At 36.6% G+C, this 22,744-nt stretch carries 16 protein-coding genes and 2 tRNA genes; 2 read left to right on the top strand and 16 right to left on the bottom strand.

The annotated features are described in order from the left end of the window. The first annotated feature begins 25 nt into the window (after positions 1-25). Positions 26-2,872: a TonB-dependent receptor gene (locus WH267_RS14365; protein WP_340009171.1), complete on the top strand. Its 2,847-nt coding sequence runs from the start codon at positions 26-28 to the stop codon at positions 2,870-2,872. 19 nt (positions 2,873-2,891) lie between these two features. Next, on the top strand, positions 2,892-4,073 hold the full coding sequence (locus tag WH267_RS14370; RefSeq protein WP_340009173.1) for a phosphatidylinositol-specific phospholipase C domain-containing protein: 1,182 nt from the start codon (positions 2,892-2,894) through the stop codon (positions 4,071-4,073). Between the two features lie 57 nt (positions 4,074-4,130). Here WH267_RS14370 and WH267_RS14375 read toward each other — a convergent pair whose 3' ends face one another. The 16 genes from WH267_RS14375 to WH267_RS14450 form a co-directional block, all read right to left on the bottom strand. Further along, positions 4,131-5,873 carry an amidohydrolase gene (locus WH267_RS14375; RefSeq protein ID WP_340009175.1) on the bottom strand — a complete coding sequence of 581 codons (1,743 nt, stop codon included), beginning with the start codon at positions 5,871-5,873 and terminating at the stop codon, positions 4,131-4,133. A gap of 535 nt (positions 5,874-6,408) precedes the next feature. After that, positions 6,409-8,064, bottom strand: coding sequence for an SWIM zinc finger family protein (locus WH267_RS14380; RefSeq protein WP_340009177.1), 1,656 nt, complete (start codon positions 8,062-8,064; stop codon positions 6,409-6,411). Positions 8,065-8,067: 3 nt separating this feature from the next. Further along, positions 8,068-11,409, bottom strand: coding sequence for a WGR domain-containing protein (locus WH267_RS14385; protein ID WP_340009179.1), 3,342 nt, complete (start codon positions 11,407-11,409; stop codon positions 8,068-8,070). 44 nt (positions 11,410-11,453) lie between these two features. Beyond that, complete coding sequence (locus WH267_RS14390; protein ID WP_340009181.1) at positions 11,454-12,968, bottom strand: reverse transcriptase family protein; 1,515 nt, start codon at positions 12,966-12,968, stop codon at positions 11,454-11,456. 650 nt (positions 12,969-13,618) lie between these two features. Continuing rightward, positions 13,619-13,692: transfer RNA gene (locus WH267_RS14395), tRNA-Asp, on the bottom strand. Between the two features lie 32 nt (positions 13,693-13,724). Then, positions 13,725-13,798, bottom strand: a tRNA-Asp gene (locus tag WH267_RS14400). A 131-nt stretch (positions 13,799-13,929) separates the two neighbouring features. Continuing rightward, positions 13,930-14,247 carry a thioredoxin gene (trxA, locus tag WH267_RS14405; protein WP_047099031.1) on the bottom strand — a complete coding sequence of 106 codons (318 nt, stop codon included), beginning with the start codon at positions 14,245-14,247 and terminating at the stop codon, positions 13,930-13,932. Between the two features lie 83 nt (positions 14,248-14,330). Next, positions 14,331-15,506: a cysteine desulfurase family protein gene (locus WH267_RS14410; RefSeq protein WP_115973550.1), complete on the bottom strand. Its 1,176-nt coding sequence runs from the start codon at positions 15,504-15,506 to the stop codon at positions 14,331-14,333. A 2-nt stretch (positions 15,507-15,508) separates the two neighbouring features. Continuing rightward, positions 15,509-15,982: a hypothetical protein gene (locus WH267_RS14415; RefSeq protein WP_340009188.1), complete on the bottom strand. Its 474-nt coding sequence runs from the start codon at positions 15,980-15,982 to the stop codon at positions 15,509-15,511. 24 nt (positions 15,983-16,006) lie between these two features. Beyond that, positions 16,007-16,594, bottom strand: coding sequence for an HAD family hydrolase (locus WH267_RS14420; RefSeq protein ID WP_115973548.1), 588 nt, complete (start codon positions 16,592-16,594; stop codon positions 16,007-16,009). A 3-nt stretch (positions 16,595-16,597) separates the two neighbouring features. Beyond that, positions 16,598-17,323, bottom strand: a complete 726-nt coding sequence (locus WH267_RS14425; RefSeq protein WP_115973547.1) for an SDR family NAD(P)-dependent oxidoreductase — start codon at positions 17,321-17,323, stop codon at positions 16,598-16,600. After that, positions 17,323-18,642: an FAD-binding oxidoreductase gene (locus WH267_RS14430; protein ID WP_340009191.1), complete on the bottom strand. Its 1,320-nt coding sequence runs from the start codon at positions 18,640-18,642 to the stop codon at positions 17,323-17,325. Before WH267_RS14430 ends, WH267_RS14425 begins: the two co-directional genes overlap by 1 nt. Next, positions 18,639-19,526, bottom strand: a complete 888-nt coding sequence (locus tag WH267_RS14435; RefSeq protein WP_115973545.1) for a decaprenyl-phosphate phosphoribosyltransferase — start codon at positions 19,524-19,526, stop codon at positions 18,639-18,641. The genes WH267_RS14430 and WH267_RS14435 overlap by 4 nt, the downstream gene beginning before the upstream one ends. A 108-nt stretch (positions 19,527-19,634) precedes the next feature. Next, the gene (locus tag WH267_RS14440) at positions 19,635-20,324 is read right to left on the bottom strand and encodes an OmpA family protein (protein ID WP_089732520.1); all 690 of its coding nucleotides are present in this window, start codon (positions 20,322-20,324) and stop codon (positions 19,635-19,637) included. Between the two features lie 25 nt (positions 20,325-20,349). Continuing rightward, the gene (locus tag WH267_RS14445; protein ID WP_115973543.1) at positions 20,350-20,841 is read right to left on the bottom strand and encodes a lipocalin family protein; all 492 of its coding nucleotides are present in this window, start codon (positions 20,839-20,841) and stop codon (positions 20,350-20,352) included. Between the two features lie 226 nt (positions 20,842-21,067). Continuing rightward, positions 21,068-22,741 carry a S8 family serine peptidase gene (locus tag WH267_RS14450; protein ID WP_340009195.1) on the bottom strand — a complete coding sequence of 558 codons (1,674 nt, stop codon included), beginning with the start codon at positions 22,739-22,741 and terminating at the stop codon, positions 21,068-21,070. Between the last annotated feature and the right edge of the window lie 3 nt (positions 22,742-22,744).

Raw genomic sequence — 22,744 nt, forward strand, 5'->3', positions numbered from 1 at the left:
GCATCTTTGTAAAAATTTCACTAAGATGTCACGAGAAAGTCTTTTTCTAACAAAAGCAGCATTTTTTCTTTTAGGCCCTTTAGCCTTTGCACAGACCTCAGTTCACGGAACTGTAATAGACAGTCAGGGAAATCTTCCCAATGCCCTGGTTTACATTGAAAACAGTGGTCAAAAGGTTACTTCCGATACCGACGGATCCTTCATTTTGAATAATGTTCATGATGGCAGTTACAGGCTTGTTGTAGAATACAAGGGCTATGATACTGTTTACATTCCTTTCAATGTAACAGACAAAAAAGAGGTAGATCTTGGATTGGTTAAGTTTGGAAGTAAGCCTAAAGAAAACAGTATTCAGGAAGTAGTGGTCACCAGTGTTTACAAAGCCTCACAAGCCAGAGCCATTACAATGAAGAAGAACTCCAACACCATCACAGAAGTGCTTTCTGCCGATGCCATTGGGAAACTTCCGGATCGTAATGCAGCAGATGCGGTACAACGGATGCAGGGAGTATCTATTGAACGCGATATGGGTGAAGGACGCTTTGTAGCGGTAAGAGGAACTCCTATACAATGGACAGCTTCTACTTTAAATGGTAATAGAATGCCTAGCGCAAGTGGTGACAATGCCAACCGTGGAGTTCAGATGGATATCTTCCCTTCAGAACTTATCCAGAATGTTCGTTTATCTAAAGCCCTAACTCCGGATCTGGATGGTGATGCCATTGGCGGAAATGTAGATTTTATTACCAAAACTTCCCCCAATAAAGAAACTTTAGCCATCAGTATGTCTTCCGGATATGTTAACATGTCGAAATCCCCAACGTACAACTCTTCCATTGTTTATGGCAACAAAATTACCAACAAACTGAAATTTATTTCTTCGGCCGTGATTTGGGAACGTTCTACTGCCATAGATCAGATGAGAAATATTTTTAACTATGGTTTGAAAGACAAAACAGCCTCCTACTCTATCAATCAGCTTCAGCTCCGTGATTACCTGGCAAACCGAAGGACATTGGGCTTTAATCTGGGACTGGATTATGAGATAAACAGCAGGAATAAATTATATTTTAAAGGTTTATACAGCCAATATAAGGATGGGCAGTCCGTAAGGGAAACCTATTTTAATTTTGATAATAAAAATGTAACCCTTCAGGCCCGTCATGCAGATTATCTCACAGACCTCTATTCTATGCAGCTGGGTGGAAATCATCAGGAGGGACAACGTTTGGAAATAAACTGGTCTTTATCCAAAGCCCGTTCAGAGTTCAGATTCAATTCTCCGGAAAAACTTGACAGAAATGAGAGAGGCTATCCTATGGTCAATTTTGTACAGCCAATGACCTATGGAAATCTTTCTGCAGATGGAAGAAAATATATGGCAATGGATGCTCCTGATGGCATCGGAGATACCGGAAGCTACATCTTACCTTATAACCAACAGGTTATAGCAGCGGATAAACTGAAATTAAATCAGGTTATCCTCAGTCAGAATCACAACAGTGAAACAGACCTTAGAGGACAGCTAGATTTAAAATATAAAATATCCGATAATTTTGAACTTAAATTCGGGACAAAATATAACAATAAGAATAAAAATGTAGACAGTTCTTTACTGGTATGGATGCCTAAATCCGCACTTGGAATTCCCGGAGCTCCGGTAACTTTTATGAGCCAGCTTGAACGCGAAGCATTCCCATATAAAGGAGGTTTTATGAATCCTCTTGGAAATCCTTACAATCCTGTTATCATGGATCAGATTACGAACGGACAGATTGATCAGATGTACAATCCCGGTACACAGAATAGTTTAGGACTGATGCAGGTAAGCAGTAAAGACAGCAGTTCCAATATCACCAGCTCTTACCGCGGAACCGAAAACGTATGGGCTGCTTATATGATGGGAACATGGAAAGTGACCGATCAGCTTCAGATACTGGGAGGTTTCAGAAATGAATACAATGATATTACGTTCTGGGGTAAAAAAGTAGTTTCGGATAAGGATCATAAAACGGAAGATATTAAAGACAGTAAAACATACAATGTTATACTTCCCATGGTCAATATGAAATGGAATATCAACAGTAACCGTATTCTAAGGCTGGCTTATACCCGTTCCTTTGCAAGACCTGATTTCAATGACCTGAATCCGGGAACCATCGTCAATGATATCACTAACACCATCACTCAGGGAAATACTAAACTAGATCCTACATTTTCCAACAACTTTGACCTGATGTTCGAGAACTACTTTGGAAAACTGGATCTGATTACCGCCGGAGTATTCTATAAAGACATTACCAATCTCATTTATAAAGATCAGTCAGTGGCAGATATTGGAGGCAGAACCTACACCTTTACCGCTCCTAAAAACCTTGAAGGAGCAAAACTGTTCGGTTTTGAGTTGGGGATCTCCAAACGTTTTGAAAACTTACCCGGATTTTTGAAGAATCTAGGTTTTGAAGGGAATTATACCTATATCTCTTCCAAAATGAATATGCCGATTTATGAAAACGGACAGCAAACAGGAACCATGTCCACTACAATTCCTAATCAGGCGAAACATATCTTCAATACCATCTTATTTTATGAAACCAGTAAACTGATGTTTCGTGTTGCCGGTAATTACAAAGGTAATTATGTAAGCGAGATTAGAGCTGCTGCAGGTGCAGATCATTATCAGTATTTTGATAAAAACTTCACTGTAGATCTTTCTACTTCATACAGTATTTCAAAAAATGTCCGGTTATTTTTAGAGCTTAACAATATTTTCAATGAACCCAACCGCTATTATATGGGAACTAAAGACCGTGTAGAAAATATGTCCTACTCAGGGATGCGTGGACAAATGGGATTCACTTACAATTTTTAATCAAAAAATTTATTCATCAATGAAAAAGTATATCTATGGAGCTGCATTTTGTATGACAGCATTATTACAGGCACAGAACCAATGTCAGAATCCAAAGATCAATCAACTGCAGATTGTGGGAACACATAATTCATATGCTCAGCCTGCAGACTCCAAAGTTTTGGATATGGTAAGCCCAATCATTAAAGGGATGATGCAAAAATATGACAGTATGATGTCTGAAGAACAGAAAGCAAAGTTCAAGGAATATCATCCTAACGGAATGGATATCCAAGAAGGTTTGAACTATAACCATCCTGATTTTACAGAACAGCTCAATGCCAATCTGCGCGGCCTGGAAATAGATGTTTATTATGATCCGGAAGGCAACAGGTTCAGCCATCCCGCCTCATATGAAGCTTTAAAATCAAAAGGAGTAACAGATTTAGCTTCTTTTAATACCAAAGGATTGGATCAGCCTGGATTTAAGGTGTTGCACATGGCTGATATTGATTTCAGAACCCACTATCCTACTTTAAAAGATGCCCTTACAACACTTAGAACATGGTCGGATCAACATCCCGGACACACCCCTGTCTTTATGATGATTGAAGCAAAAGATTCAGGGTTTCCTATTCTTGAAAACAGTACAAAGGTTTTAGCATTTGATAAAAAGGCTTATGATGATCTGGATGCTGAAATTGTAAAATATTTGGGAAAAGATAAGATCATTACCCCAATACAGGTTCAGGGAAAATACAACACCTTAAAAGAAGCAGTCACCCATAATAACTGGCCAAAACTGAATGACAGCAAAGGGAAATTCATCTTTATGCTGCTGCCGGGAAGTGCAGGAACCTTGTCATCTAAAAACAATCCTTATCTTATAAACGGCTCACTGAAAGAAAGAGTGATGTTTCTGAACAGTGAACCTGAGGATTCTTTCGCAGGATTTATATTAAGGGATAATGCCATTGTAAGACAAAAAGAAATTCAGAAACTGGTAAAACAGGGATATATGGTAAGAACAAGATCAGATATTGAAACCTATGAAGCCAAGGTTAATGATTTTACACGATCTAAAGCAGCCTTCAGTAGCGGAGCACAAGTAGTTTCCACAGATTTTTTCCGTCCGGGAAACACTTATGGTACTCCTTACTTTGTACAGCCTCCTCAAGGAAAAGACTTCCTTGATAACCCTGTCAACAGCTCATGTAAATAAAATTAAAGCCAGCTCTGTTTCCAGAGCTGGCTTTTTTCAATGTTTTATGCTGATCTTTTACACTTTATTTTTATCGTAAATCACTTTTCCTTCTTTAATGGTTTGAAGGACCTTAATGTCTTTAATTTTCATCTTACCCTCTTTTAACGGATTTTTATCCAGAATGACCAGGTCTGCAAGCTTATTTTTCTCCAAAGTTCCTTTAGTAGCCTGTTCCATATACTGAATAGCCGGATGTATCGTAATAGCCTGAAGCCCCTGATAAGGAGTAACACACTGATCCTGACCTATTGGTACATTATCAGATGAAATTCTATTGACTGAGGACCAAAGCACCATCATCTGATTCAATGGAAGAACCACAAAGTCTGTATGATTGGTTGGCTTTAACCCCAATCCTATCGCATCTTTCATTGGACTCATATACGCAGCCTGCTTAGCTCCTCTGTTTTTAATATGTGCATCAGCAAAGTAGTATGTATGCAAGCTATAAAATGAAGGTAAAATTTTATATTCCGGATATTTCTGCAACTGCTTGTTGTTCACAAACTGAGAATGTATCATTGTCACATGCCTCTCTTTTCCAAGGTCATGTTTGGCTACCATCTCATGAGCTTTCAGAAAGGTAGCAATCGCAGAATCCCCATTAGCATGAAGATTCAGAGGAACTTCCATTTCATACACCATTCCAACCATAGCATTGATTTCGGCTTGTGAAAAAGTAAGTTCTCCTGTCCAGTTTTTGTCATCTTTATTACTAGGGCTTCCGGTAAGATAAGGGTCCTTAAAGAAAGCTGTTTTACCTTGAGGTGAACCGTCTATTGTAATTTTAACGCCTCCTATTTTAAGGTGATTATCATATTTCAACCAATCTTTTTTAGGGTATTTTGCCAGAATAGATTTCAAATCTCCAATAAAGGGAAATGCAATAATATCAATCATATTCACATTTGCTTTATTAGCATTTTTCATAATTTCCAGGTCATTAAATTTGGTAGCTCCATCATGAGCTGTTGTAATACCAGCTTCTGCATACAACATCTGACCTCTTTTTGACCACGCAATCTGCTGGTCCGGACTAGGTTTCGGTAAATTGTCAAAGATTGGTAAATAAGCAGTTTCCATAATTAAACCATAAGGTTCACCATTGCTGTCCCTTACAATCACACCTCCTTTTGGAGTTGGAGTATCTTTCGTGATATTAAATCTTTTAAGAGCTTTAGAGTTTAATACCGCCCCATGCATTGAAATATGTCCTACTATAACAGGATTATCCGGAAAGGCCTTATCCAAATCATCCCTGTTCAGCAATCTTCCATCCGGCATTTTTGTATCATCATAACCATACGCCTGAATAAGAGAATCTTTAGGAATGTTCCCTTTATCCTTAAGCTGTTTTATGGTGGCAATAATTTCATCTACATTATCACCTTTTCCATCAGTAATAGGCTTAGGAGAAACATTTGCCTGATCTGATACCGTTAAAGAATTGATGTAATGACTATGAGCATCAATAAAGCTAGGCATTAGAGTTTTTCCTTCAAGATCTGCCAATTTTGCGTCCGGAGCCTGTTTTTTTGCTTCCTCCAAACTGCCTATATAAGCAATTTTCCCATCTTTAATCCATACCGCTTTAGCATAATTTGGAGTATCTCCTGCCATCGTGAGGATATCGCCCCCGAAATAGATAACGCCATTACCTGTAGCTTCCGTAATGTCTTTGTACGTAGTGGTTGAGTTCTTACAGGAGATTAAACCGGCAAGAGCAATACTCAACAGAAAAAACTTAATCTTTTTCATGTCAATTTTTGATTTTTGTTATTAGTTTTTTATTATTAAACCGTCCCACTATCAGGACTAATTTTTTAAACAATAAAGAATCACCTCACAATCAATATCATACAGGAGGCTAGTATCATCAATTTATTTGAGAGTTTTCCGTGAAAGTATTTGAGAATGATAAAAAAGAAAATGATATTGCCGATCCTACAATCCAGGGTGATCTTTTCTTAGTTTAAAGCTGGTCTGATTTTTAAATTTAATTAAACACAGATCTACAAATTCCTTTCCATGGAACTTTCACTCTTAACGGCTAAGCAATATTTACAAAAATAAAAGAAATTAAAAGATAAATTTAAAATAATTTGTAGAATTAATTACAAATATTAATAGAAATAATTTTATATGATTAAAATAATCACAATACAACAAACGATTTAAAATCCTTATTATTCAAAAATTCATAAAACCGATACAAATAAAAAAAGTCTTCCGATGATAGAAGACTTTCTTTTTCTTTTGATAAGTATTGTCCGGAATTTTCCGTGGAAATCTATTATCCCGGAATATCTGAACCTTTTCTGCTAATCATCATTCTTGTCGCCAGAATATGTTCGCAAGGTCCTTGTCTCAAACCGTTTGCTTTATAAAAGCTGCATTGGCAGTTTCCATCTGTTAAACGTTGGTCTTTATCGACAAAAGCTTCCGTTTTGTGAGTGAAATTATTCTCTTTGATCGTTCCTCGAATATTGAGAACATCATTTTTCACACTGTAATCTATTTTCACCTTCCCTTCTGAAATCAGTTGATCTGCTTTTTCTTCTAACGGGCTGGAGAAGCGAAGCTGTTTCATATCCAAAGGTTCCTGAGTCAGTTCACGAACTCTGTACAATCCCGAATTAAGATCATAAATAACCCTTCCCGCCTGTGTATATGAGGTAAGTGAAGCTGAAATGGTAGCAGTATCAAGATCTAGTTTTTTGGAAAGATCAGTAGTTGTTCCAAACCATGTTTCCTTTAAGGCATTGAAAACTTTTTCCTGTGTCAGTAAATCTACATGACCTCTTGGAGCCATCAGATCAAAATTTCCAGCTCGGCTCCAGTCATTGGTTGTCCAGCCTGAAAGTCCCAGTGTAAAGGACATGTCTCCAAGATCTGCAATATAAAATGAAGGCAGCCCATTTCCCAGCAAAACCACTCTGAAATTTTGAGCGATAGGAATTAATCTTTCCAGAATCAGCAGCCTTCTTCTCCCCCAGATTCTGATCGTCTTGCTTTCCGGTCCTTTATAAATAGAGCGGTGAAAGGTTAAAACTTCATACCATGGCTCAAAAACGGCCTGAATAGGTTTTCCAGGCTCAAGAATAAAACGCAGTGCTCTCGGCCCTTTTTTCTCTTTAAACCTTCTTAGATACTGACAAATACTGAAAATATCCATCGGATGAAGATCAAAAGTGGTGGCTGGTAAAGTCATTGCAGAGCTTACCTGTAAAAATCCACGAACCCAGGAATCAGGTAAATCTATTTTTTCTTCTTTGTAAACTTCTTCATTTGTAGTAAGCGCTTCAAACCCTGAAGGATCAATTTTAAACTCGGTATCCTTATAATCTCTTATCTTTTGGAACTCATTATAAAGTGCAGCTGAATAATCGATATTGGTGGTTCCACATTTGAATTCGTTGATTTCTGTGAAAACATTATAGCTGCTGCTCAGTTTTCCGTAAGTGGATTCGTCCTGACTGAAACATTCAAAGAAAACTTCATCAGGATGTACCGTAATAACAGGATCAAGAACAAACCAAGCATCTTTATCTTTTTGATACAGATAATCAAAGTAAGCCTTTTTCGCAATATTGAAAGGACCTAACACCCTGTTTTTTTCTTTATAAACATGATCCAGCTCTCCTCTTACTTCGGCCATTCTTTTCCGGACTTCTTCTATCTGAAATTCTGCCATATAATCACTCAGCCAAAGTTTTTCCTGTTCTGCAACCCATTCTCTGTATTCCTCTCTATCCTTTGGTTTAAAACGAAGATCGGAGACCACTACATCATGCAAAGCTGAAATCGCTTCCCTGAAAGGTATTTTTTTATTGAGCTTACCCACAAAAAATGTAGGGTCTCTTTGCAGATCAGGTGAAAAGCTCATCTGCGTACTCGTTGCAGAGTTGGTAACTGCGGTATCTTTATGAAATTTATAATCGAATTGCATGGCTTAAGAGATTAATTGAAGATGAACATTCAGTTGAGGATAAATCATTTTCAGCTCAGAAATAATATTGATGCATTTAGCTTTATCCTGAATGGCTGTTGTTGCTGATAAATCGTCTAAAATTTTACTGACAATTTCTGCCGATTCCGTATTTTTTCTTCCTTCTTTTTCCAGAAAAGTAAAAATCCTGTTTTTGGCAGTTCGCGCCCGGTTTACCCTTGAAAGTACAGAACGGAAGTAAAATTCCAACTCTTTAAGTTTTTCAGCATTATCTGTTGCATATTCTTCAAGATAAGAAGTCAAAAAAAGCTGTATGTTCTGGCTCGGATGTTGGCTCAATTTTGTAAGATATTCCAATCCCTGTTCTTTTTTGAAGAATTTCATAATGAGATTTTTACCGAAAGTTTCTACATCAGGACGTACAGAATCTGCAATTCCTACTAAGCAATCGGTATCCCAATCTTCTTCTGTGAATTCGGTTTGGAAGAAGTGAAAAGCAAACGCTCTGCTGTCATCCCATTTTGCATCCAGAATTCCCAAGGCATGATTCCGGTCTGATTTGATTCTTTCCACATTATTTTTATAAAAACTCCAGGACCACTGTCTTATTGCCAAAAATTCGTGATTGGCCAGAGCTATAACCTGTTTTAAGGTGAATCTACTGTCATCATTTACTTTTTTAAGCAACTCGAAACCGAAAAGCTGATTTTTTACACTGTTCGCAAACACTAATCTGATCATCCATTTTACAGGAATATCGTTCTTATATTTCAGAATCATTTTATCCAGATAATCGCGGAATAACTGATGTGAATTTTCAAATTTCTGTTCGGCCATCAATACATCAAACAGTCTTCCAATGGTCTGCTGCTGAATTTCAGGCTGGGACTCAAATCGATCATTCAATGAAAGAACACTTTCTGTAACTTCCTTGTAACCAGAAGAAAGCAATTGAAGGATTTGCGGCCAGTTTTTCCCGATCTCTTCTTTCGGATATTGCTGCAAAAGGCTAATCCCGTTTTGTCTGATGGATTCATTTTCATTATTTAACAGCAGCTCAATAATTGAAATTGGGATTTCTGTAACAGGATATTTCTGGGACTTGGAAAGCAGAATTTCACTGGCTAAAAACCTGTTGTTATTCAACGGAGAAGTCAATAATTGGGCAATAATATCCCAACTGATCTCAGAAAAATTAGAAGAAGCCGTTATCTTGAGTTTTTTTGTAGCTGCTTCCGCGATTTCATCGTTTTCCTCGTTATTTTCCAGAGCAATCAATTGTATGATTACTTTTCCAAGCACAGCTTTTTGCCTGTCTTCCGATAAAGATGCTTTTTGAAGTAAATTATTAATAAATTCATTGGACTCTTTTCTTGAATTCATCACCAGAATGGCCATAAAATCTATAGAGGAAAGAAAATATTGTGTATTATTTTCTATGTTCACTTTCGCCCAGTTTCTTGCTTTTTCATTTCCGGAAACTAAAACCTGTGCTACAAAGCTTTCTTTTTGTCTTAATTCCGTTTCTCTTTTCTCCAAAGCATCAAACCCTAAATTTTGAGGATATTTTGAAGACTTATTAAGCAATCGGATCATCATTTCAGGTTCTATTTTCGACAGCAGATTTTTATAATCCGGATGAACAGAAAGATTTTCATACGCAAATCTCATTACCCTATTCATTTTTCCCTGCATCAAAAGCTGAATGTAAGCTTCAGGCATTTCATCCCAAAATTCAGGATAAAGTTCAGACCTTGATGAGCTTACCTCAGGTTGTATTACAGCTTCTTCCTGTATAGATTGAGGATCTGTCTGCTTTTCTTTATTGGAACCAAAAATATTTTTAAATGTATTGATGATATTGTCTAAAGCTCCATCCTGTTTTTTAACAGAAGAGTCTTCTGAAGAAACCGGGTTGCTATTTGTTACTGATTCTATTTTTGTTACCTTATTTTCCTGATAATAATAATCTGAGCTCCAGAACTCTTCTTTTTTTAAATAAAACTGAAGCCTAGAATCCATTTTACGGGTTCTATCGTTCCCGAAAAGTATCGTAGTAAGCAATAATGATTGATAACATTCAGGGAAATCAACTACAGTGTAATGATACCTACTGCTTTGCCAGTCATAAGTCCCATATACGCTTAAAGGCCTTCTGTTGGCAGAAGTATAATCCTCATCAGAATACTGGATAAGAGCATTTACAGCAAACCTTAAATATTTTTTTGCTTCATTTTGTTTTCCCAACTCTTTTAAATAGAAAAAACCATTCTTCTGGAAATAAAGTTTGGTGAAGTTTGAAAATGCCAATCGGCTTTCATTATGGGAAAGCTCTTTTCTTACGTTAATATAATCTCCGAACTGATAGAAATATTGAGTCTGATTCCACGATTCTTTATCCAGACTGGCCGTTCTGTTGAACGTTGGCGTTTTCTTTTCGAATAAAAATGAAAGCATTCCCAGAATCTGAGCATCATCTCTGAAACGTGCAAGCTTGTATATGGCCCGGATATTTCTAAAATAAGGTGCTTCAAACGGAATCTGCCACATTACGTTTTCAATGATTTCAACCAAAGAAGGATAAGCTTTTGATAAAAGATAAAGAGAAACCAGCTCATCTATTTTTTCTTTTTTGGAAAATTTTTCAGTGTAATGCTTTTTCAGACTTTCATAGTCTCTTTTATCAATAGCGTATCGAATTTCAGATGGTAAGCTTTCCAGTAATTCTGAAACATTTTTTTCAAGCTCCGAACCTTCATTAATTGTTAAAAGAGCATCAAAAGCAACATTTTTGATGTATTGTTTATGTCTTGTACTGTGTGCAATGCTGTGAAGCAGTTCGGAAGCCTGAACAATTTTCAATCTTCTGATGGCAAAAATAGAAGCGTACAGCTGCATTTCATCCCCTTTTGTTGCCAATTTCAGAATGTAAGGAGTGGCTTCTTTGATTTCCATTTGAGCTGCTTTCCAGATGACACGGGAAGTTTTCCATTCTGTTTTGAAAGAATTAATACCCTGTATGGCATCCTCCAGACGCTTCAGCATAACCCCTTCTTTGGAATCCACATTCAGTGTTTCCAGTGAAGGAAGCTCTACGAATACTTCTACTTCAGACTGATATCCTTTATTTCTTTTTTCTTTTTCGAGTTGGTCAAAAATATTCCCTGCCTTTTCTATGGAAACAAATTCAGGGGTTTTAGTTCCTTCTTTCAATGCAGCTCCTCTTCTTCCATAGCGGAAATTGACAATGAAGGCATCGGGATTAATTTCACAAAGATCGATTTCGTAAACTTTATCTGATTTTCCCTCGTGGAAGAAGAGCTTGGTTTGTTTGATGATTTTCATCTATCTTATGGATTAAGATGTTGTTATTATGTATTGAATTCAGGCTAAAAAATATTCCACCAATCGGTTTTGTCTTCTTTTGGTGCTATTATTTTTTCTTTAATTTCGGAAACTTCAATTACTTCTACCTTTTCAGGAATTGCTTTTCCGGTTTCTACAATCGGTTTGCCGTGTTTTGCAATGATCATGTTTAATTTTTCTCTGAAAATTAACGCCTTTGAAGGATTTACCATATTAATAAAATTGATATACCCTTCAATGGCATTGATCAGATGAAATGCTTTTCCCCAGGTTTGGTTTTGCCATCCATTGACTTCAATATTGTGTAAAAGGGCTCTGAATTTTCTCAGTTTATTCCTTTCCACATTCAGTTTTTCATTCACCACGATTCCCGTTACCTTTTGCTGATGCTTTCTCCTCATGATGTGAAGCTTATCAGGATGAACCGTAAAGTTTTCGTCTTTGATTATCTGTTTTACAAAGTATAAAAGCTTATTAATGTTTTGTTCATTATCATCATTGGTAGAAAAAGTGAGATCATCTGCATAGCGTGTATATACAAATCCTAATTTCAGTGCTAAGCCCTGCAATCTTTTATCCAGCTTATAAGCAATACTATTACTGATTGCCGGACTTGCAGGGGAACCTTGAGGCAGAAACCGGTCTCCTTTATGTACAAAGTATTTAACACCATCAAGCAGAGCTTCTTCTGTATGAGCATGGGTACAAGCTAATGCAAAAATAGTTGCCAGCTGTTCTGAATACCCAAGTTTAACAAATAAGCCTTTCACTCTTTTATAGCTGATTGACGGAAAAAAATCCTGAAGATCTATATTAATGATAATATCCTTACCAAGATGCGGTTCGGCATTGGTAACAATTGATTTTTTTGCTGTGAAACCATGAACAACCTCTCCTACCGATATTTTATTCAGTATATTATCCAGAATCCATTGCTGGAAACCTTTCAATTGTGATTTCGGAGCAGAAATTTTTCTTTTCCCACCTGATTTTTTTGAAATTTCAAAAATATGATAATGAGATTTTTTTGAAACTCTCCGGTGAAAAGCAAGATATTTGATTACTGAAAGGCTGTACCCTGACTTTTGACTGAAATCTAATATGTTTTCAAAAACAGGAAGTGAAAACTGAAGTAGCTTTTCGGTATCAGAATCCGTTTTATGAAGCCCCTTTGAAACATTTTCGCCAAGATAAATGATTTGCTGCTGTTGCAGCGTTTTCCAGTGATCAGCTTTATCCTGTAGCTTTTGTTCGTTTTTTTGTTTGGTGACTTCTCTTTTGGCTTTGGCTTCCTGCATCCGTTTTTTACGCATTTCTCGAAGCATTGCTTCCTGATTGCCATACTTCCGGTCTTTTGCCAGTAATTCCTGTAATTCCTGCTGTAAAACGGCTTCTTTTTGGATCAGTTGTTCCGGCAGAGAAGGCGTAGATGTTTCCTGCCAGAAACCAAGCCTTTTCATTTCTTCCAAAATATAGCTGTCTTTGGAAGATGCCTTTATACGATCATAAATCTGTTGCCTGGTGAGACTTTGTGACATGATTTGGTGTATTTTTATAAATAAAAAGCCCTACAATTGAATAGGGCTTTGTTTTTGGATATACCTTCGTATCTTCTGAGAACTATATCTATCAACTCCAGAAATGGTACTAGTGCGTACCTTTATTTTCCCGGAAAATGAACTGAAAAGGCACGCACTAGTACCAATTTCACCATTAAAGATAGTATGTAGTGCAGTATGCTAAGCAATTTTACATCGATGACGAAACATCATCATTTCTTAAAAAGAAAAGCAAGGATCTATCTTTTCCAAATATATAAAAAAATTGGTTATAGCATCCAATTCCATTTTAAAATTCTTTATTATTTTTTAGACTGAAATGAACTTCCAAAAGTTGGAGATAAAGGGTTTAATTCTGATGCAAAGTTTTAAGAAGTTGATATCACATTTTTAAGGAAGCTAAGATAGAATCAGTTTCATTGATACTTCTAAGTGGCTAGATCACTATATTGCCTCATCAGCGGTTTACCAAAATTTTTAGTTTTCTTAAAAATAAAGCAGTTGAATAATTGGATTGGTATTAAAAAGCAGACTTTAGTTCTGAGGGTAAGTTTTCCTCCTGATATGACATCTGTTTTTTCAAAGTAGGTATAAATAAAAAAAGTCTTCTATTTCTAGAAGACTTTTTGCGATCCGGACGGGACTCGAACCCGCGACCTCCGCCGTGACAGGGCGGCATTCTAACCAGCTGAACTACCGGATCAATTTTTTTAAAAGAAATTGAGAAAACTTCTGCGATCCGGACGGGACTCGAACCCGCGACCTCCGCCGTGACAGGGCGGCATTCTAACCAGCTGAACTACCGGATCTTGTTTTTTTGTTAAAGAACTTCGTTTCTTTTTCGTGGTTGCAAAATTACACCTTTTTTTATTACCTGCAAACTATTTTTAAAAAAAATGCCTCCCAATCGTGGAAGGCATTCATTATCAAACTTATTTTTTTACAAGTGAGCGCTTAATTTTTCAGCGATAACCTCTTTTGGAGTTACACCTACTAGTTTATCTACAACTTCTCCGTTCTTAAAAATAAGAACTGTAGGGATATTTCTAATACCATACTGCATTGAAATTTCCTGATTGTTGTCTACATCCACTTTCCCTACTACTGCTTTTCCTTCAAAATCTGATGCTACTTCTTCGATGATTGGTCCCAGCGTTCTGCAAGGTCCACACCATACTGCCCAGAAGTCAACTAAAACTGGTTTATCTGATTTTAAAACCGTATCCTGGAATGAGCTGTCTGTAATTTCTAAAGCCATTTTGTTTCTTTTATTTTAATTAATATTATTTTCTTTTTTCAATTCTATTGAGTGTTCAAAATTACGATTTTTACATCATAAGACTATCTATGCTCAACATTAGTTTTTTCTATAGTGTAATCTTTCGAAATCTCCTTTAATGCCTCTGCGAGTGCATCTATATCAGCTTTTGTCGTTAGATGACTGAAAGAAATACGTAATGGCGTACAATGATCCATTTCGTCTTCAGAAAGCACCATCATCATCACCATTGATGGCTTGGATGCTCCGGAAGAACATGCACTTCCCTGAGAAATGGCAATTCCTTTCATATCCAGCTGAAGTCCGATTAATGGGTTTTTATACGGAAGCAATGCACTTAAAACACTGTCAACACTATTTTCCATCTCACCACTTCGTCCATTGAATTTAATATTGGGAACCTCCGCAGATAATCTTTCGATTGCGTATTCTTTAATTTCTCTGATATGGGCAGCATAAGCCTCCATATTGTTGATGCAAAGCTCTAAAGCCTTGCCTAACCCTACAATACCAGCAACATTCTCAGTACCTGCTCTCAGACTTCTTTCCTGAGGTCCACCTGTAATAATTCCTTTCAAACCGGTTGCTTTTCTAATAAAAGCAAAACCTACTCCTTTTGGACCATGGAATTTATGAGCACTGCAAGAAGCAAAATCTACAAGGATATCTGAGAAATCAAATTTCATATGAGCCATTGTCTTCACTGTATCAGAGTGATAAAGGGCATTATTCGCTTTGCATAATGCTGCAATTTTTTTAATATCAACGATATTTCCAATTTCGTTGTTGGCATGCATTAAGCTTACCAAAGTCTTTTTATCTGAAGCTTTTAAAAGTTCTTCTAATTTATCAAGGTCAATATCTCCTTTTTCATTAGGACGGATATAGTTTACCTCTACTCCTTTTCTCGCTTTCATATCCAGAATACTTTCAGAAACACATTTATGTTCCAAAGGCGAGCTAATGATTCTTTCTACTCCAAGGTGTTCCACCGAGGATTTGATGATCATATTATTGGATTCTGTTCCACAGGAAGTAAAAATAATTTCAGCAGGAGTTACATGAAGATAGTCTGCAACCTGTCTTCTTACATTTTCAATAAGGATTTTGGCTTCTTGTCCAAAGCTATGAGTTGAAGACGGGTTTCCGAAATTCATCTTCATCGTACCAACCATTGCGTCTATAACTTCTTCTGCAAGCGGAGTGGTTGCGGCATTATCTAAATATATTTTATTCATTGTTATTTTGAATATTTTAATTCTACGGAGGTAAACTGGTAATTTGCAGGAACAGCAAAAACGAACCAAGGATTGGAAAGTATCTGAATTTCCATTCCACCTGAAGGTTCTCCAGCTGGAACTTCTACATGCAGGACATTATTCTTTACAGATATCCCCTTGATCTCATTGATACTGTGGCTACCTGATCTGAAGCTTCCCAGATTGTATACAACAACCTTTTTATCTTTGGGAAATTCCGGATAATCAGCAGTGGAATTTTTCCCTTCTTCTATAAGTCCGGAGCCACTTTTAACCACAGTATGAAATTCTTTTTCATCTTTAATGATTTTGAAGCCACGCTCCTTTGTACCTCCCTGAGAACCGGATACAATAAACTCTGCTTTCTGCTGCATATCAGAAGAATTTTGTTGGGATGATGTTGTACTTGCACAGCTCATCAGGGTGGCTGCAATTGCAGTTAACAAAATTTTCATTTTTTACACTTTTATCACCCAAAATTAGTGAAAAAATTGGTAATGTCCTTCATTTGCCCATTTCAACATTGGCTTATCCCCGGAAGTATCACCAAATGCAATAATTTTATCATACCTGGAATTATTAATTTCTTCCTTTATCCGCACCAGTTTTTCTTTTCCGTTACAATTTTTTCCTACAAAGTTTCCTGTAAAAACACCGTTCTTAAACTCTGCCCGTGTAGAAACAAGCTGCATTTTCAGAACTTCGGCAAAAGGTTTTACCCAGATATCCAGAGAAGCTGTTACCAATAAACTCTGTGTATTATTCCTATCGATATTTTGAATAAAATCCAAGGCATTCTCTCTTACAATTTTAGGGTAATGCAATTCAAAGAACTGCTTGGATTTCAATTCTATTTTTTCCTGTGACTGTCCTTTTAAAATAGACCCGATAAAGCTTTTCTTTACTTTTTCTGTTTCTGCCAGTTTAAGCTTCAGCAGAATAAAAAGGGGTACATGTCTTAAAAATTGTATTCTATATTTTGTAGAATCATAGAATTTAAGATACATAAACATGGTATCTTTATACGTCAGGGTTCCGTCAAAATCAAAACAATACAATTTTTTCATTTCTTAAAGCTTTAACTTTTTAAATATAAATTCAGGGATATTCCTGATAATCATCATGATAATACTCCAAACCGGCAAAACATATGCCACGTTCTTCTGCTTTTTGAACGCTTTATAAATGCAGGCAGCAGCCTGTTTTGGTGTTGCTGTTAACTTAGGATTCAAAGGCAGGCCTTCTGTCATTTTGGTTGCCATGAACCCTGGTTTTACCGTCAGTACATGTACTTTTTTACTGAAAAGATAGTTTCTTAACCCACTCAGATAAGCCGTAAAAGCGGCTTTTGCACTTCCATAGATAAAATTACTCTGTCTTCCCCTGTCTCCTGCCACCGATGAAAGTCCGATGATCGTTCCTGATCTTCTGTTTTCAAATTTATGGGCAAAATAGTTCATTACCGGAATCAGCTTAGAATAATTGATATTAATGATACGTTCCGTGTTCTTATTATCATATAATCCTTCTTCTGTTCCTTCACCCAAATATCCTACGGCACAAAATAATACATTTGAATTGATATAATCAAATTTGTTGTAATCAATTTCTTTCATCAGATCAAGCTCTATCACTTCAGACTGTTGTAGAAATTTTACATCAATATGTCTTGCAAACCTTTCCGTAGTTTCTTTATTTGAGGTGAAAAGATAGATTCTTTCAAACTTTTCTCCTTCCTGAAGTGCTTTTTCCACAAAAGCCTGTGCCACTTCAGATGTACTTCCCAGGACTATCATTATGAGTTATTATTTAAGATTCTTTTGTGCTGTAAAGACACAAATTTAGGACTTCGAATGTTTTTCAGGTAATTGGTAAGCGAGGATCTGCTCATACTGTCTTTGGTGAGATAAATTCTTCCTCCAAACTCCTGAACAATACTATCCAGCTGATCTACCAGTTTTTTCAGTTTTGAATTAACTTTAAAATCCAGCGCCAATGTATACCCTTCAACAGGGAATGAATTGTAAGCCTCCGGATTATTCTTTCCAAAAAGTTTTAAAACAGCTAAGAACGAACCGTTTCCACTATTGGCAATGGTTTCAAGAATTCTCTTCATTCCTTCTTTTCCCGCTTCTTTTGGGATCACCATCTGATATTGTATGAAACCAGATTTCCCATAGATCTTATTCCATTCGTTAATGGCATCCAAGGGATAGAAAAAGGTTTCATAATCGATGAAATTCTTAACTTCTTTTTTAGACTGTTTTTTATAATAGAGCCAGTTGAAAATCTTTACTGTCAAAGCATTCAATACGAATCCCGGAAAGTAAAAAGGTACAGTTGGCTGTAATTTTTTCTTTAATCTTAAAGGATTTTTTGTCATAGTCTGCGGCAATTCATGCTGAAAAGCATGTTCTCCTCTCATCAGAATACTTCTTCCAATATTTTTTCCTTTCTGAAGACAATCGATCCATGCTACGGTATATGTCCAGCTTTCACTTTCATCAAACAGCTTAAAGATCTCATCAAGATTATCAGCTTTGATACTTTCCTGACGGATATAGGCTGATTCTATATTTTTAAGCTTAAATTTTGCTGTAAGGATAATTCCTGTAAGCCCCATTCCACCGATGGTAGCCCAGAACTTATCTGAATTCTCTTCTCTTGAACAGGTAATGATTTCCCCGTTTTCAATCATCAGTTTAAATTCAATCACATATTCTGAAAAACAACCTTCTGCATGGTGATTCTTTCCGTGTACATCAGAAGCAATAGCTCCCCCAACAGAAACAAACTTCGTTCCTGGTGTTACATAAAGGAAATATCCCTGTGGAACTGATATTTCAAGCACCTCCGATAGTAAAACTCCGGATTCGCACTCTATAATTCCGTTCAGGCGGTCAAAGCTGATGAATTTATTTAATTTTTTGGTAGAAAAAATGCTTTCACCCAATGAAGCATCTCCATAACATCTTCCGTTTCCTCTTGCAATAACTTCATTGTGATTGAGTACGAACTCTTTTATGCTTTTGAAGCTGTCTTCAGATCTCATTTCTTTTTCCACTACCGGGTAATTGCCCCAGTTTGTAACTTTCTGTGTGAAATTCGGCTTCATTTCTTAAAGTAAATTTGAATTAAAAATGTGGCCACCCAAAGTAATAAAGTAACCTGTATATAACGGTCTCTGTACACAATTTTTGTGGGAGATTCTGTTCTGTTGTACACCAGTGTCTGCTGCAGATATCTTAAAAGAGCAAATACAACGAAAACCACTGTATAAAAAACTCTTTCATGAAATCTTGCCTGTACTTCAGGTGAAAGGGTAAACATCAGATAACAAACAATAGCCAATGTAATGGAAATAGACAGAGCAATGTCAGCAAACTGTACATTATACCCATCCAAAGCCTTCCTTGTTTTACCTGAAACCTGAGCATTGATAAGCTCTCCTCTCCTTTTTCCAATGGCTAATACTAAAGCCAATACAAAAGTCAGTAAGATTGCCCATTGGGAAATACTGATCCCTGTGATATAACCACCAGCCAGAACCCGCAGTACAAATCCTATAGCAATGATAAAGATATCAATGATCGGCACATGTTTCAGTTTAAAGGTATACGCCAGATTCATCACTACATAAAAAGCGATAATGGTAGCAAATTTCCATAGCGGCTGCTGGAAATACATCTGGGCAAAACCTACAAAAACAATATCTGCAATCACCAGCCCAATAAGGATTCCTATGGCTGTAGATTTTGAGATCGCACCGCTTGCCAAGGGACGTCTTCTTTTTTCAGGATGTTTCCTATCTGCCTCAATATCATTATAATCATTCAGAATATAAACAATGCTTGCAGCGAATGAGAAGATGATAAAAGCAAAGATACTTTTGGTAAGTAAATCAAGATTGGTAATATTACCGGAGAAAAATAGAGGGACAAATACAAAAAGGTTTTTTACCCATTGCTCCACCCGGAGCAGTTTTAAATATTTTTTCATTTATGTTATTTCGATTACAAAAATAATAAATTCAAAATTGACAGCCATAAAAATACAAAAAAAACCGCCGGAGCGGTCTTTTACGAAAATATTTATATGTTAAATTAATTACTGCCCTTGCTTGGCATCGTTAATCATTTTTTCATTTGCAGTAATAGCGAATTCAACTCTTCTGTTTTTAGCTCTTCCTTCGTCTGTATCATTGCTGGCAACCGGCATATTTTTACCTTCACCTTTTGTGAACATTCTGCTTCCTGCCAATCCTTTTCCTACTAAATAAGCTTTTACAGCATCAGCTCTTCTTTGAGAAAGTGCTACGTTGTACGCATCTTTACCTACGCTGTCTGTGTGACCATAGATATTGATATTAGTATCCGGATTATCAACCAATACTTTAGCTAATTTATCTAAGTTATTTTGTGCAACAGAAGTAAGATTTGAAGAATCGAAAGCAAAGTTTACGATACTTTCATTCATCGTTACTTTGATACCGTCTCCTACTCTTTCTACCTGAGCACCTGGTAAAGTTTCTTTAATATCTTTTGCCTGCTTATCCATTTTGTTACCAATAACGTTACCTGCAACACCACCGATAATACCTCCTAGTACAGCACCAATAGCACCATTTCCACCTCTTCCTACATTGTTTCCAAGGATACCTCCTAATACAGCTCCTGAAGCAACTCCTACAGCTGTACCTCTTTGTTGGTTATTTGAATTCTGAACGGCTTCACAACTTGTCAGTAATAATGCTGATGACAAGAAAAGAGCTCCTACGTATGTTTTAGTAAATTTCATTTTTTTTATCTTTTATGTTATTCAATTATTTCATTCCGGTTCTTTCGAAGTTGTAAACAACTTTTACACTTCCACCTTCAAACGGAACGTCTTGCTGAAGAGAAAACTGATCTGTACTTTGGTTGATTACCGATAAAGTATATCCTGCAATATTCTGTTTTGCTTTTGTACCTGCAAGAACTTTTTTAAACATAAATGTATCTCCATTCTTGATTTCAAACTTGATAGGCTGTGTAATTGCCGGACAGCTTCCTCCTCCGTTCAGAGTGTAAGCACCTGTCCAGTTATTAGGGATCAATCTCCAGTGGCTTCCTACGAAACACTGTGCATCTGCCCCTTCGTCAAAAGGCTTAATTTTATACCCTTTATCGTAGTCTATGCTCACAATCTGCCAGTCTCCTTTTAATTTAAGAAACTCAGCCTTTTGATTCTGAGATGTAGCTGCGTTATTCACAGAGGAACAAGACACTGCAAAAAGTGATGTTCCTAACATCCCTGCAAGTAGTAACTTTTTCATTTTGTTGTTTATTATTTTGTTACAATAAAGTTACAAAAAACCGTGCCAAAATTGTATTTAAAAAATAAAAAAGTCCGAAAAATTTCGGACTTTTTTATTAGCTATTTAAAAATGAATATTTTAACATTTTTTTTAAAGAAAACAAAACTGCACTGTATGGCGGTTTATTCCTGATATTTCCAAGTGCTTCATTTATAAAATGGATATCATAATCATTTATAAATAATTATTTTTTAACAGCTTTAGTTGCTTTTTTAACAACAGGGGTTTTACTTCCGTTATAGAAGTTATTATAAGCATATTCAGCTGCTTTTTTCACGTCTATAACTCCTCCTGCTGCAGAGAAATCTGTAAAACCGTTCGCTGAGCTCAGATTGCTTGATTTTTTCAATGATTCAATGATCTGGTCAGATTTAAGATTCGGCATATACGCTAACAGAACTGCTGCAGCTCCTGATACTACCGGAGATGCCATGGATGTTCCATCTAAATATTCGTATTTACTTCCTTTAACGGTTGAGTAGATTCTTTCTCCGGGAGCAAAAACATCCACCATTTTCTTATTGAAATTGGAGAAATTAGCTCTAAGGGCATTATTATCATTGGTACTCGCTCCTACTACGACCACGTTATTCACAAATGGTTTTTCATCATTAACATTCTTGTAGTTGGTAGGATACGCCAGATGTTCTGCTACGTCTTCATTTTCGTTACCTGCTGCTTTTACTAAAAGAACGCCTTTATCTTCAGCATATTTGAAAGCATCCCAAACTACATTTTTACCTGGGGAAACAGGTTTACCAAAACTCATGTTCAGGATTTTAGCACCATTATCTACAGCATACCTGATTGCATTGGCAACGTCTTTATCTCTTTCATCTCCATTAGGTACGGCTCTTACCGTCATAATTTTAGCAACTCTTGAAGCAATACCGTGCTGTATCTCCTTCCCTTGTGGAAGCCCTGCAATAATTCCGGATACGTGGGTTCCATGTTCTGCATCAGGCCCTTCGTAATGGTTGTTTCCATAGTTTTTTTCAGAATAGTCATCATAGTTATCTCCTACAATTTCTTTTCTTGGGTCATATGAAAGATCATATTGTTTTGCTGCTGGTGCAAAATGATCGATAGCTTCTTTCATATCCTTTTTCATTCTGGTCTCAAATTCTGCAGAGGATTTTCCTTTAAAATCCGGACTTTGAGAGATATTACCCAAGACCTCCAGAGCAATTGCATCCTTTTGATCTGTAGGTTTCTTAATGGCTGAAATAGTTTCTGTTGTCACTGGCTTTCCTGCCAATAGCTTTACCATATTAGGAATCAGCTCATTTATCATGGAATATGTTCTGAAATTCTGCTGAGCTTCAACACTTTTCTTTGTGAAAAGGTCTTTAGCTTTCATATACATTTCAAAGTCTTCCGGCATTTTAGCCTGATTAGCTTTATTCTTTGCAGAATCGTCACCTTCAAAAACGGGTTTATATTTGGCAACAACTCTTGTTACTTCCATATTATCGATATCAACGTCCCCATTCTTTCCTCCAATGAAATTCCATCCGTGAATATCATCGATATATCCGTTTCCATCATCATCTTTTCCGTTTCCAGGGATTTCATTAGGGTTGGTCCACATGTTTTTCACCAATCCCGGGTGATCTACCTGTACTCCACTGTCTAAAACTCCAACGATTACTGTTTTAGGCTTTAAACCTTTTGATTCCAGATATTTATATGCATTTTCTGTATTCACTCCATAAATTTTTGAAGTTGCAAAATCCTTATGATACCACATCATCAGGTTTTTATCTTCATTCGGGTCAATACTTTTAGCTTTTGACTCCTGTGCAAAGGAGAATCCAAAACCGGTCAAAAAAACTGCAGCTAATAATACCTTTTTCATATA

The sequence above is a fragment of the Chryseobacterium sp. MYb328 genome (assembly GCF_037572595.1).
Lineage (GTDB): Bacteria > Bacteroidota > Bacteroidia > Flavobacteriales > Weeksellaceae > Chryseobacterium > Chryseobacterium pennae.

Bases quoted from the DNA above. Each gene is read 5' to 3' on its own strand.
- WH267_RS14385 (WP_340009179.1), bottom strand. From the start codon at position 11,409: ATGAAAATCATCAAACAAACCAAGCTCTTCTTCCACGAGGGAAAATCA.
- WH267_RS14410 (WP_115973550.1), bottom strand. From the start codon at position 15,506: ATGAATAAAATATATTTAGATAATGCCGCAACCACTCCGCTTGCAGAA.
- WH267_RS14440 (WP_089732520.1), bottom strand. From the start codon at position 20,324: ATGAAATTTACTAAAACATACGTAGGAGCTCTTTTCTTGTCATCAGCA.
- trxA (WP_047099031.1), bottom strand. From the start codon at position 14,247: ATGGCTTTAGAAATTACAGACAGCTCATTCCAGGATACGGTTTTAAAA.
- WH267_RS14365 (WP_340009171.1), top strand. From the start codon at position 26: ATGTCACGAGAAAGTCTTTTTCTAACAAAAGCAGCATTTTTTCTTTTA.
- WH267_RS14445 (WP_115973543.1), bottom strand. From the start codon at position 20,841: ATGAAAAAGTTACTACTTGCAGGGATGTTAGGAACATCACTTTTTGCA.
- WH267_RS14450 (WP_340009195.1), bottom strand. From the start codon at position 22,741: ATGAAAAAGGTATTATTAGCTGCAGTTTTTTTGACCGGTTTTGGATTC.
- WH267_RS14375 (WP_340009175.1), bottom strand. From the start codon at position 5,873: ATGAAAAAGATTAAGTTTTTTCTGTTGAGTATTGCTCTTGCCGGTTTA.
- WH267_RS14380 (WP_340009177.1), bottom strand. From the start codon at position 8,064: ATGCAATTCGATTATAAATTTCATAAAGATACCGCAGTTACCAACTCT.
- WH267_RS14415 (WP_340009188.1), bottom strand. From the start codon at position 15,982: ATGAAAATTTTGTTAACTGCAATTGCAGCCACCCTGATGAGCTGTGCA.
- WH267_RS14430 (WP_340009191.1), bottom strand. From the start codon at position 18,642: ATGAAGCCGAATTTCACACAGAAAGTTACAAACTGGGGCAATTACCCG.
- WH267_RS14370 (WP_340009173.1), top strand. From the start codon at position 2,892: ATGAAAAAGTATATCTATGGAGCTGCATTTTGTATGACAGCATTATTA.
- WH267_RS14435 (WP_115973545.1), bottom strand. From the start codon at position 19,526: ATGAAAAAATATTTAAAACTGCTCCGGGTGGAGCAATGGGTAAAAAAC.
- WH267_RS14425 (WP_115973547.1), bottom strand. From the start codon at position 17,323: ATGATAGTCCTGGGAAGTACATCTGAAGTGGCACAGGCTTTTGTGGAA.
- WH267_RS14420 (WP_115973548.1), bottom strand. From the start codon at position 16,594: ATGAAAAAATTGTATTGTTTTGATTTTGACGGAACCCTGACGTATAAA.
- WH267_RS14390 (WP_340009181.1), bottom strand. From the start codon at position 12,968: ATGTCACAAAGTCTCACCAGGCAACAGATTTATGATCGTATAAAGGCA.